General features: G+C 53.1%; 8 protein-coding genes. 2 read left to right on the plus strand and 6 right to left on the minus strand.

Annotation, left to right across the window (positions count from 1 at the left end; all coding sequences use genetic code 11):
- Positions 1-66: 66 nt before the first annotated feature.
- The 6 genes from BN6628_RS03905 to hcp all read right to left on the minus strand — a co-directional run bounded on the left by BN6628_RS03905 (position 67) and on the right by hcp (position 8,288).
- Complete coding sequence (locus tag BN6628_RS03905) at positions 67-294, minus strand: hypothetical protein (RefSeq protein ID WP_068614553.1); 228 nt, start codon at positions 292-294, stop codon at positions 67-69.
- Entirely contained in the window at positions 279-2,021 is a 1,743-nt protein-coding gene (gene cydC / locus BN6628_RS03910; protein ID WP_068614556.1) for a thiol reductant ABC exporter subunit CydC, read from the minus strand. The genes BN6628_RS03905 and cydC overlap by 16 nt, the downstream gene beginning before the upstream one ends.
- Complete coding sequence (cydD, locus tag BN6628_RS03915; protein ID WP_068621944.1) at positions 2,018-3,886, minus strand: thiol reductant ABC exporter subunit CydD; 1,869 nt, start codon at positions 3,884-3,886, stop codon at positions 2,018-2,020. The genes cydC and cydD overlap by 4 nt, the downstream gene beginning before the upstream one ends.
- A gap of 71 nt (positions 3,887-3,957) precedes the next feature.
- On the minus strand, positions 3,958-4,971 hold the full coding sequence (locus BN6628_RS03920) for a cytochrome d ubiquinol oxidase subunit II (RefSeq protein ID WP_068614559.1): 1,014 nt from the start codon (positions 4,969-4,971) through the stop codon (positions 3,958-3,960).
- Positions 4,968-6,332, minus strand: coding sequence for a cytochrome ubiquinol oxidase subunit I (locus BN6628_RS03925; RefSeq protein WP_068614562.1), 1,365 nt, complete (start codon positions 6,330-6,332; stop codon positions 4,968-4,970). The genes BN6628_RS03920 and BN6628_RS03925 overlap by 4 nt, the downstream gene beginning before the upstream one ends.
- Before the next feature lie 267 nt (positions 6,333-6,599).
- Positions 6,600-8,288, minus strand: a complete 1,689-nt coding sequence (gene hcp / locus BN6628_RS03930; protein ID WP_082926775.1) for a hydroxylamine reductase — start codon at positions 8,286-8,288, stop codon at positions 6,600-6,602.
- 263 nt (positions 8,289-8,551) lie between these two features.
- Here hcp and BN6628_RS03935 point away from each other — a divergent pair, with 263 nt between their 5' ends.
- Positions 8,552-9,574: a 2-oxoacid:acceptor oxidoreductase family protein gene (locus tag BN6628_RS03935; RefSeq protein WP_068614567.1), complete on the plus strand. Its 1,023-nt coding sequence runs from the start codon at positions 8,552-8,554 to the stop codon at positions 9,572-9,574.
- Positions 9,571-11,865 (plus strand): thiamine pyrophosphate-dependent enzyme, encoded by a 2,295-nt coding sequence (locus BN6628_RS03940; protein ID WP_068614570.1) that lies wholly within the window; start codon positions 9,571-9,573, stop codon positions 11,863-11,865. The genes BN6628_RS03935 and BN6628_RS03940 overlap by 4 nt, the downstream gene beginning before the upstream one ends.
- Positions 11,866-12,101 lie beyond the last annotated feature (236 nt).

Raw genomic sequence — 12,101 nt, forward strand, 5'->3', positions numbered from 1 at the left:
TTTAGACCACTCCAATCCATCCTTTTGTTTTTTTGCATCAAGATACACGGTTTGCTAGAAGGGAGGTTAATAGGTGACGTAGATCCGAATTTCTGGATCTGCAGCCAAGAGTTCTTTCAATCCGGCGACGCCATCTTTATTGAAAAGTTCACTTTCCAGATAAGCTTTGGCGTCCGATTCTGAATCGAAGCCGTGGAGCGCTTGAACTTCTTCATTATGAACCAGAAGTTCTTTCGTCAGTGCACCTTTTGTTAACATTATGAGTTTATAAGTATAGGCTACGCTTCTCCCCATCCATTATCCCCTACCAGCTGTTGTTCAAGTTGCTTCATTTCGTAGAAATATCCTTTTCGCTCTATCAGTTCATCGTAGGTGCCAGCCTCCACAACGCATCCGCGATCCATGACGACAATCTGGTCCATCTGCTCCAGCCCAGTCAGGCGGTGGCTGACCATAATGAGCGTATCGTCTGCCGCGCGCTCTAGCAAGAGCTTTAGTATCCGGCGTTCTGTCACGTAGTCCAGCGAGGAGGTTGGTTCGTCCAGCAGCCACAGCCGGCCTGATTTCAGCAATGCGCGGGCGATTGCCAGACGCTGCTTTTCGCCGTCGGAGAGGTTTTCACCTTTTTCCAGCACGGGATCGTCCGGTTTTTTGTCTGCCAGATCGACCTGCTCCAGAACTTCAAGCAGTTCACGATCGCCGAGGCCTTCGTCCTCCAGCAGCAGGTTATCCCGGATCGTGCCCAGGAAAAAATGTCCCTGCTGCAGCACGACGTTCGTCCGGCGCCACAGGTCTTCTGTATGAAGTTCGCTTACGGCAGTGCCGTTCAAGCGGACCTGTCCCCCTGTCGGAACGTGCAGTTTAAGCAGCAGCTCCAATACGCTCGTCTTACCCGAGCCGCTAGGGCCGACGATTGCTGTTTTCGACCCGGCCTTCAGCGAAAGCGATACGCCGTTCAGCACCGGCCGCCAGTCGTCCGCGTATTGGAACGACACGTTGTCCAATTCGACGGAGACGGCGGTATCGTCTTCAAGTGTGCCAGACGGCTCTCCGGAAGCTTCTACCGTACCGTCCGCCTCGAACGTCTCGGACAGCCGATTCGCCGCAAATTCACTGTCCTGCTTGTAAGCTGGGAGCGTCGCCATGGCCGCCGATTCGTCGAACACGGTCATCGAGGCCATAATCAGCATAGCAAGGAACACGCCGGCCAGTGAGCCCTGCACGATCAGGTAGGCGCCGAGCACTAGCACACCCCAGGAAACGAAAAAAGTCACGAAGCTGTGAAGTGATTGGCCCCGCAGCAGCCGCAGTGAATCATCATGCTGGGCAGCTGTTAATTTATCCGAAGCGGCCAGCAGCTGTTCTTCGCGCTGCTTCAGCCGACCGTACAATTTCAGGTCGATAAAGCCCTGAAGCATCTCGGCCGTCTCGGCGGAGAAGTCGGCGCGTTGCTGGCGGACCTGGCCGTACGCTTTGCGTTGGCCCATTCGTACGATGGCTGGTACGACGAACGCTGTAATCAGCATACCAACGATGAGTAGCAGTGATATCCAGATTGAGAAGAAAGAGGTGAACAGTACCGTCGCCAGGAAGACCGAGACAACGATGATCGGCGGATAAGCGACGCGCAGGAAGTAGAACTGCAGGCTCTCGATATCCCCGACTATGCGCGCCAGCAGATCGCCGCTGCGCTGCCGGTTCAGAATCCGCGGTGTCAGCGGCACCAGCTTTGCGAAGAACGAGGTTCGCAGGCGGCTCAGCAGCGAGAAGGTGGCCCGATGCGAAAATAGACGTTCCCCGTAACGGCTCGCCGCCCGTGCCAACCCGAGTATTTTGACCAGTGACGTTAAAATGATCAGTGTATACAGTGGGGGCACGAAAACCGTTTTCGAGATCAGGTAGCCGCTCGTCGAAAACAGCACGACTCCTCCAATACCGGCAAAAAAGCCGCATAGAATGGAGAGCAAGATATCTTTGCGCTCCTGGAGCATTGCTTTCGTAAAAATGGACAATTCGCTCATGACACTCCCCCCTTAGGTCCTGAATTTACCATGTCGGCGTACTGAGGCAGGCGGTTCAGCAGATCCTTGTGAGTGCCGGTGCCGATCAGCTTGCCCCGTTCCATGAACAGGATGATGTCGGCGTGGCGGATTGTGTGCAGCCGATGCGCGATCGTAATCATGGTCGCATTCCGCGACAATTCGCTGATTGAGCGCAGCAGGATGCGTTCCGTGTGCAAATCGAGACCTGTCGTCGGCTCGTCAAACAGCAGCACGGAAGGCCGCTTCAGGAAAGCGCGCGCCAGCGCCAGCCGCTGCTTCTCGCCACCCGACAGGCCGCGGCCGCCTTCACCGACAACCGTATCGTAGCCATGTTCCAGCTCGGAGGCCAGCCTGGCGAGTCCCGCAGCTTCCGCTGCCCGGGCGATTTCCTCGCGGGATACACTACGGTCTGTGCCGATAGCGATGTTCTCGGCAAAGGTACCCGAGAAAATATATGGATGCTGCGTTATGTAGCTGACACGCCGGAACCACTCTTCTTCGCAAGCCGGTGTCAGCGGACTCCCGTTTACCCAGACTTCGCCGGAGGAAGGAGGCAGCAGGCCGGCGATGAGATGCAGCAGCGTGGTTTTACCTGAACCGCTTTTGCCAACGATAGCGATCTGCTGTCCGGGTGAAATTGATAGTGAACCGGCATGCAGTTCGAATGCTCCTTCACCATAGCTAAAGCTCAGTTCACGAAGCTCAATGGCGGGAGGCTCGCGGTCGGATAGATTAGGGCCAGACAACAGATTCCAGGTATCCCGTCGGCCGCATACGGCTGCCTGCTGCTCCTCGCCGCTGCCCGGGCGTTCCTGGATTTGAGAGATATTCACCGCTGCTTCTTTACCAGTCGCGTCCCCACCTGCTGGAGCAGCCTCCTCCAGACCTTCGTTCGGGTTCTTGTTTTCCCGGGCCTCAGATGTTTCTGCCAGCAAAACTTCGATATTACGGATCGCCCCCATGCTGGTGCGGCCGCCATGGAACGCCGTACCCATAACTTTGAGCAGATTATAGAATTCGGGTACCAGCAGCAGAACCAGAAACGCGGTGTGGAACTGCATGCTTTTAAATACAACCAGCTGCAGCGCCAATTCCAACGCTACGATGCCGATCCCAAGCATTACAATTGCTTCCAAAGCAAATGTATTGCTGAACGCGATCCGCAGGATGCTCATCGTTGCGTCGCGGTAGGACAGGCTGGAGCGCTCGATCTCTCGTTCCCTCTGCTTCGTTCGTCCGAACAGCTTTAGCGTGATCAACCCTTGCAGCGAATCGAGAAATGTGCCGGAGAACTGCGCGAGCTGCTCAAACTTTTCCTCCGATTTCTGCCTCGTTTTTATGCCGATCAGTGCCATGAACAGCGGAATGAACGGAGCTGTGAACAGCAGAATGAGTCCCGACGGAAAGTGCAGAATAAAAACGGCTGCGAGGATCAGCAGCGGTACGATGGAGGCTTCGATCATTTTCGGCGTGTATTGGCTAAAATAACCGTCCGCCTCGTCTACGGCATCCAGCATTACACTGATCTTGCTGCCCGCCTGTCCCTGCCGGGATAAGGTCAGGGGATTAGCGGCCAGCGCACGCAGCAGTCTCGACCGAAGATCGCGCTTGGCGTCCGCTGCAATCCGTAAGCCGATCCTTCCGTTGGCATAAGCCAGCAGCGTGCGCACGATCATGATGGCCAGCAGTGCAGCAAAGACGGCGACCATCGGCACCAGCGCGGCCTTTTCCACGAAAACGCGTTGCACCGCCTCTGCCAGCAAGACCGCCTGTCCGATCGTTGCAGAGCCGAGCGCTAACGAAATCAGCCGAATCTGGGCCGTTCGTTTCTTCTGCGCGGCCATCAGCTCTGGCAGAAGTCCGGTTTTACTGTTCGATCTTCGTGGTTGTCTCCTCTTCACGTCGAGGTCCCTCCTTATTTTTTTCCTTTTACGTAATCCGCGTCGAACAGGAACAGCCGGAACACCAGCACGAGCGAAGGAATTAGCAGCACAAGGCCGCCAATAAAAGCTCCGATCAGCGCAATGCCCATGGCTTCCTGTGTCGCACCGCTCTGAACTGTAATATACGGATCGAGGATGTATGGATAATGTCCGATGCCGTAGGCGAAGAACGCGCACAGAAACTGCAGCATAAGAGAAATAAATGCCAAACCGTAACGGTGTCCCTTGTACAGTAGTCCTAGTGTGATCAGGAAAAAAACAACGGACAGGCCCAGCAGCCACCACAGATCCATCATGTTTTGGAAGTGGCGTTTGTTATACTGGCTCAGATACAGGAACGCGGTAAAGGCAGCGATGATGGTCGGCGTGCTCCAGAAGAGCGCATAACTACGTAAAAGTTTCAGTGCCGGCTTGTCGTCTGCACGGGAAGCGTAGAAGGCCAGGAACGAAGCGCTGATGAACAGCACCGACGTCAGCGCCAGACCCACGATGCTCCACGTCAGCGGACTCGTGAACAATTTGAAATACTCCAGCGTTACGATGCCGTTCGCTGCCACGATAAATCCACCTTCGGACAGGACCAGCGCCACGGACAGCGATGCTGGAATCAGCAGGCCAGTCGCACCGTACAGGAACAGAAATACGATATTTTTCTTGGAGCCGTAATTCTCGAACGCGTAGAACGAACCCCGGATCGCAAGCAGGATAATTGCGATACTGCCCGGAACGAGCATTGCGGAGCCATAATAATGCGCGGCGTCTGGAAAAAAGCCCAATAGACCAATATAGAAAAAGACAAAAAAGACGTTGGTGATCTCCCAGACCGGCGACAGATAACGGGAGATCAGGCGGTTGATCAGATGATCCTTGTTCGTGACACGGGCATAATAGGCGAAGAAGCCCGCACCGAAGTCGATGGATGCCACGATCAGGTAGCCGTAGAGAAAAATCCAGAGTACCGAGATGCCTATGATTTCGTAGCTCATGTGAGATCACCCGCTTCCTTCAAAGCATTTTGTTTGGCCTTGGCGGCTTTCTCCAGCTCAACCTCGGCTGGATTATTGCGGAAAAGCCGGCGCAGTACGAAGACGCATATCGTACCGAGCAGAATGTACAACAGCAGGAATACGAAGAACAAGATGACAATATTCGGTGAAGTCGTGGCCGCTTCCTCGACTCGCATATAACCGCGGATTATCCAAGGCTGCCGTCCTATCTCTCCGTAGAACCAGCCCAACTCAACGCTGAGGAACGCTAGTGGCGCGCCGAACACGATGGCACGCAGCATCCAGCGATTGAGTTCGTTTCGCTTTTTCCAAAGCAGCAAGAGGATGTAAATCGCCGAGACGGCCAGCAATGCTAAGCCAATGCCGACCATGAAGTCGAACAGGTAATGCACCACCAGCGGCGGCTGTTCGTCGGCAGGGAATTCATTCAGGCCGGTCACTTCCGCGTTAAAATCGCCAAAGGCCAGGAAGCTGAGCGCACGCGGGATATGCAGCGCCCCAAAGATCTCGCGTTCCGCATTCATCCAGCCGAGTAAAATCAGGTCGGCGCCTTTTTCGGTCTCAAAGTGCCATTCGGCGGCGGCAAGCTTTTCCGGTTGATGCTCTGCCAGGAACTTGGCCGATGTGTCGCCAGCAAGCGCAGTCAGGAAGCTGAATATTAGAAGAATGCTCATAGTCAGCTTTAGAGCTTTCTTGGTATAATCTGTTGCTCCCTTTTTCAGAATGGAGAACGCAGCGATGGCAGCCAGCAGCGCAGCTCCGGTCATGTAGGCGGAAGCTAGAACGTGAAATACTTTGGATGGTGTCGCTTCGTTGAACATGGCCTGCAGCGGATACACGGCTGTAAAATGTCCCGCTTCCAGCTTGAAGCCGTCCGGTTGATTCATGAAACCGTTGACCGAAGTAATAAAGAATGCGGACATGGCAGCCCCAAGCACGACAGGAACACTAAGCAGCCAGTGCAGATAAGGATTACGGAACCGATCCCAGGTATACAGATAAATGCCCAGGAAGATCGCTTCGAAAAAGAAAGCGAATACCTCCATAAACAACGGTAGTGCAATGACGTTGCCCGCCAGCTGCATGAAGTTAGGCCAAACGAGCGCCAGCTGCAATGAAATCGCTGTGCCGGTCACAACACCGACAGCGACGGAGATGATGAATCCCCTCGTCCATCTCTTGGCCATCAGTACATAATGTTGATCTTTTTTACGGATGCCAATCCATTCTGCGATTGAAGTCATTAATGGAATCGCAACACCAATCGTGGCAAAGATCATATGAAAGGATAGGGTTAATCCCGTAACGAGTCTGCTCCATACAACCGTATCAATTCCCATTTCATCGACTCTCCTTTCACTTTTCAAAATTTCCAAAAAATAAATTCAATTGAATATAGTTATAAACCTATCTACAAAAAAAACTTGCGTTACAAAGTTCTTTTCAATAAATGATCAAAGCTTTAGGTCAATTTGGTGAAAAAGAAAGCAATGACTCTTTCGAGTCATTGCTTATTAAGGTGACACGTGATATGTAACTTTTTATCATAATACTAAATAAGTGAGACGGGTATTACATTTATCACAGTTGAGTGGGGCATTCCTTCATCAAGCACCCAAAAACATCTTCATGTCATCCTCCACATTAGTAATCCCGCCGATCCCGAAGTTCTCTACGAGAACTTTGGCAACGTTAGGCGAGAGGAAGGCAGGAAGCGTAGGGCCTAAATGAATATTTTTGACGCCAAGATAGAGCAGGGCGAGCAGCACGATAACGGCTTTTTGCTCGTACCAGGCAATGTTGTAGGAAATCGGCAGCTCGTTGATATCCTCAAGGCCGAATACTTCCTTCAGCTTCAAGGCAATGACGGCGAGGGAGTAAGAATCATTGCACTGCCCGGCGTCCAGAACCCGCGGGATTCCGCCGATTTCGCCGAGGTCCAGCTTATTGTATTTGTATTTGGCGCAGCCTGCGGTCAGGATGACGGTATCCTGTGGAAGCTGGGCTGCAAAATCGGTGTAATAATTGCGGGATTTCATCCGCCCGTCGCAGCCGGCCATGACGAAGAAGCGGCGGATTGCGCCGGATTTCACGGCATCGACGACTTGATCGGCCACGTTCATCACAGCAGCATGCGCGAAGCCGCCGATGATTTCGCCGGTTTCAAGTTCCGTTGGAGCAGGGCAGCCTTTCGCTTGCTCGATCAGCGCGGAGAAGTCCTTGGCAGCCCCATCCGTTCTTTCAGGGATATGGCGGAGGCCCGGAAAACCTGTGTTGCCCGTCGTGTAAATGCGGTCCCTATAACTATCCTTCGGCGGAACGATACAGTTGGTCGTCATCAGAATTGGTCCGTTAAAAGCTTCAAATTCGCTGTTCTGCTTCCACCAGGCATTGCCGTAATTGCCTACAAAATGATCATATTTCTTGAATGCCGGATAATAGTGGGCAGGCAGCATTTCACTGTGCGTATACACGTCCACGCCGGTGCCTTCCGTCTGCTTCAGCAGCTCTTCCAAATCCTTCAGATCATGCCCGCTGATGAGAATGCCGGGCCGGTTTCTCACCCCGATATTTACCTTCGTAACTTCCGGATTTCCGTAAGCGGTGGTGTTGGCAGCATCAAGCATCGCCATGGCGTCTACGCCGTATTTGCCGGTTTCCATCGTCAAAGCGATCAGATCCTGCACTTCAAGGCTATCGTCAAGCGTAGCAGCAAGCGCACGGCGCATAAACCGGTTCACTTCGTTGTCGTCCTTCTCTAGGTGAAGCGCATGGTACGTATAAGCGGCCATCCCCTTCAAGCCGTAAGTAATCAATTCACGCAGAGAGCGAATGTCTTCGTTGTGGGTGGAGAGCACACCAACCGTACGTGCTTTTTCATCAAAAGCAGCTTCGTTATCCGCTTCCCAGACAGCAGCGTCAGGGAGATTGGCTGTTCCTTCGGGATATTGTTCGTTATAATAAGCGCGCACCTCGCCGCGGAGCGCAATCGCTTCCCGGATTTTCCCCACAAACACCTCGCGGTCAAAGTTGGCATTCGTAATGGTTGCAAACAAGGAGTCCATGATAAACAGCGATATGCGCTGTTCAAGCCCTTCAGGCAGTTGGACATCCAGACTGAGAAAAGCGATACCCTTCAGCAGATAAACGAGCAAATCCTGCAGATTCGCCACGTCATGTGGTTTGCCGCATACCCCGACAATGGTGCAGCCTGTTCCCTTGGATGCCTCTTGGCATTGAAAACAGAACATGGATGGCTGATGGTTCAAGGTCATTCCTGTCTCGTTGTTACTCATTATTTTTCCTCCCGATTTCGTGTTATCTTTGTCGTTATCGTCAGATTAAGATCACCTTGCATTTGGACTTTCAGACAGAAGTATACCCCCCTGCCAAAGCCGGACTAGTGATTAGAATCACTATTTTTCTAGTTTGTGATTAATATCACCAACCCTGGTCGTTTCTTCTTTTAAACTGGATTCAATACCCATTATGGAGTGAACTAAAGATGCGTGATTTCTTAATTCATTCCATATAGAACAAGAAGAAATGAGGAGAGAACGTGTCGATTTTGCCTCAAAAAAATGAACTGGGCTTTTACGAGATTCGTCTCGAATCCATCGGTGGGCTTGGCGCCAATCTGGCGGGAAAAATGCTGGCCGAAGCTGGGGTAACCGGCTCTGGGCTTAACGGCTCCAATTTCTCCAGCTATGGTTCGGAGAAAAAAGGATCGCCGGTCAAGAGCTTCGTAAGATTCTGCGATCCCCAGGTGGAGATCCGCGATCACAGCCCCATTGAGCAGCCGCATGTAGTTGGCGTATTTCATGAAGCGTTATATAAGACAATAGATGTGATAAGCGGTTTACGGTCTGATGGGACGGTGCTTGTGAACACAGCGCGAAATCTTTCCGAAGTGGCCGCGGATCTGAACATGACGCAGGGAACGCTGGCCGCGATCGATGCGCTGAGAATTGCCGTTGAAGAGAAAACCAAAGTCAATACAGCGATGCTTGGCGCCTTGTTCCGCATTTGCAGCTTCCTTGACCCGGACGATATGAGACAGGTGATCCGCAAGACTTTTGAGAAAAAGCTGCCTCATCTCGTGGAACCGAATTTGCGGACTTTTGACAGAGGATATAACGAAGTGCAGTTCCTTTCCCTAAGAAACGGCACAGGGCTTATGGACCAGACCGCTTTCTCAAGACCGCAGCCGGTTCTCGGCTATGAGACACAGGAGCTCGGCGGAGTACTGAACGTCACGGCAAACAGTGTGCTGAAAGATCTTAGTGGCTCCCGGCAGGGGTATCTGCCGGAGTACAAGATGGAGGACTGCATTAACTGTGCCGCCTGTGATACGGTATGTCCGGACTTCTGCATCGTATGGGAGCAGAAACCGGATAAACGCGGCAACCTGCAGATGTTTATGAAGGGCATCGATTACCAGTACTGCAAGGGCTGTCTGAAGTGTGTGGAAGCTTGCCCGACGACCGCTTTGGCCGCCATGCTGGAGGAGCCGCATTATGCGGAGCAGCACCGTGTGCCGCAGGTCTTCCCCTATTTAACTGTGGAGGGAGTCAGATCATGACCGTACAAACCAAAGAATCAACGGAGAAAAAGGTACCGGCTGCTCAGACGGCTGTCTTCGAGTCGGGCAACGAAATGGCTGCCACGGCAGCCGCCCAGATTAACTATCACATCATGGGGTATTTCCCGATTACGCCATCTACGGAAATCGCTCAATACCTTGACATGATGCGTACGCGCGGCGAACACGACATCAAGCTGATTCCGGCCGACGGTGAACACGGCTCGGCGGGGATCTGCTATGGTGCAGCCGCAGCAGGAGCGCGGGTATTCAACGCCACCAGTGCCAACGGTTTCCTGTATATGATCGAACAGCTTCCCGTGCAGGCAGGCACCCGTTTCCCGATGGTCATGAACCTGGTGACACGGGCGGTCAGCGGTCCGCTGGATATCCGTGGCGATCATTCGGATCTTTACTACGGCCTGAACACCGGCTGGGTGATTCTGACCGCCCGTTCGCCGCAGGCGGTATATGACATGAATATCATGGCGCTGCGTATCGCCGAACATGAGGATGTACGCCTGCCGGTCATCGTGGCTTATGACGGCTTTTTCACCTCACACCAGAAGCGCCGGGTGCAGATTTTTGCAAACCGGGAAACCGTTCAGGAGTTTGTAGGCGAACAGCCGGAATTCCCGCACGTGCTGGACGAGAACAAGCCGATCGTCGTTGGGGCTTATATGAACGGCGACGACTTGATGAACAACCACTTCCAGCAATCGGAGGCGATGTACCGTGCTGGCGAGGTGTTCAAGGAAGTGGCGGAGGAATACGCAGTATTGTCCGGAAGATCATATTCGCCGCTTGATCTGTACCGCATGGAAGACGCGGAGGTGGCTTTGTTCCTGCTTAATTCAGCGGCCGAATCCTCCAAAGACGTAGTGGATCGGCTGCGGGCCCAAGGGATCAAAGCGGGTGTGATCAGCCCGAATATTCTCCGGCCGTTCCCGGCACGGGAAATCCGTGAGGCGCTGACGGGTGTCAAAGCGCTGCTGATTGGCGAACGCGCCGATTCTTATGGCGCGAACGGGGCCAATTTGACACATGAGGTCAAATCGGCCCTGCAGGAAATCCGCGGCCCGCAGCCAATTGTGCTCTCCCGCATATTTGGTCTTGGCGGGAAAGATTATTACGCGGATGATGCGGAAGCTTTCTTTGCCCTAGCGCTGGAGGCCATGGAGCTGGGTTACGCCAAGGTGCCGTTTGACTATTACGGGCAAACGCCCGGCAATGAGGCGCACAAGCTGCAGCCAGTCATTGCGCCGATGAACGGGGACAGCTTTAAATCCGGCCTGATCACCGTCAAGGTGGATGAGGCGACGGGCAAGCTGGCCGTTAAAGTGCCGCCGATGCGGTCGCTTGCCGCCAAGCCGAAACGCTTTGCTTCTGGCCACGGAGCCTGCCCGGGCTGCGGTATTTTCCCGGGGCTGGAGCTATTTTTCAAAGGGATCGAAGGCAATGTCGTAACTCTATTCCATACTGGCTGCGCTTATATCACGACCACGGGGTATCCGTATAATTCACATAAGCAGAGCTTCATTCATAATCTGTTCCAGAACGGGCCGGCTACTTTATCCGGTACGGTAGAGGCGTTCCTCGAGAAGAAACGCCGGGGGGAAATCGAAGTTCCCGAGGATTTCACTTTTGTCATGGTGACCGGCGACGGCGGCATGGATATCGGGATGGGTTCGGCCATTGGCACGGCGCTGCGGGGCCATAACCTGATCATTCTGGAATACGATAATGAAGGCTACATGAACACCGGGGCACAGCTTTCGTATTCGACTCCTTTAGGCCACATGACCAGTACTTCTGGCGTCGGCAAAAAACAGCAGGGTAAAACGTTCCATCACAAGGATACGGTGCAAATGATGGCGGCGGCGCATGTTCCGTACGTATTTACAGGCACGGAAGCATTCCCGCAGGATCTTGTGAAAAAAGCGGCAAAAGCGCAGTGGTACGCCCAGAATGTAGGGACCGTCTACGGTAAGCTGCTGATCACATGCCCGCTGAACTGGAAATCCGACGACAAAGAAGGCGAGAACATTGTGCGCGCGGCCGTTAATTCGTGCTTTTTCCCGCTGTATGAAGTAGAGCAGGGAGAAACGAACATCACGTACAACCCAGAAGACAAGAACAAACGGGTGCAGCTCGGCGACTGGTTGAAATATATGGGTAAATCCAGACACCTGCTTAAGGAAGAAAACAAAGAAATGCTTGGCGAATTCGAGCGCGAAGTGGAGCGTCGCTGGTCAATTCTAAAAGCGAAACACGAGAACCCGCTGCTTTAGTAACGGGGAGCTAACTTAACTTATGACAAATCGGCAGCTGACCAAATGGTTGGCTGTCGTTTTTTTTGTGCACCTGTTCCGCTTATGCGCCTGTTCGCTTACGAACCTGTTCCTGCAAACCGTTCAGATTTGAAGCAAGGCCGTGCATCCAATGATTTTTAAGACGCATGGTGCTAGTTGACTGGCCATTGGAATACTCAAGTGATCGCCTATCTTTGGCCCGTTCTTAACGAGAG

The organism is Paenibacillus tuaregi, from assembly GCF_900086655.1.
Classification (GTDB): Bacteria; Bacillota; Bacilli; order Paenibacillales; family Paenibacillaceae; genus Fontibacillus; species Fontibacillus tuaregi.

What these genes read in the sequence shown, in the direction of transcription:
- BN6628_RS03905 (WP_068614553.1), bottom strand. Translation starts at nt 294, where the DNA reads ATGGGGAGAAGCGTAGCCTATACTTATAAACTCATAATGTTAACAAAA.
- cydC (WP_068614556.1), bottom strand. Translation starts at nt 2,021, where the DNA reads ATGAGCGAATTGTCCATTTTTACGAAAGCAATGCTCCAGGAGCGCAAA.
- cydD (WP_068621944.1), bottom strand. Translation starts at nt 3,886, where the DNA reads ATGGCCGCGCAGAAGAAACGAACGGCCCAGATTCGGCTGATTTCGTTA.
- BN6628_RS03920 (WP_068614559.1), bottom strand. Translation starts at nt 4,971, where the DNA reads ATGAGCTACGAAATCATAGGCATCTCGGTACTCTGGATTTTTCTCTAC.
- BN6628_RS03925 (WP_068614562.1), bottom strand. Translation starts at nt 6,332, where the DNA reads ATGGGAATTGATACGGTTGTATGGAGCAGACTCGTTACGGGATTAACC.
- hcp (WP_082926775.1), bottom strand. Translation starts at nt 8,288, where the DNA reads ATGAGTAACAACGAGACAGGAATGACCTTGAACCATCAGCCATCCATG.
- BN6628_RS03940 (WP_068614570.1), top strand. Translation starts at nt 9,571, where the DNA reads ATGACCGTACAAACCAAAGAATCAACGGAGAAAAAGGTACCGGCTGCT.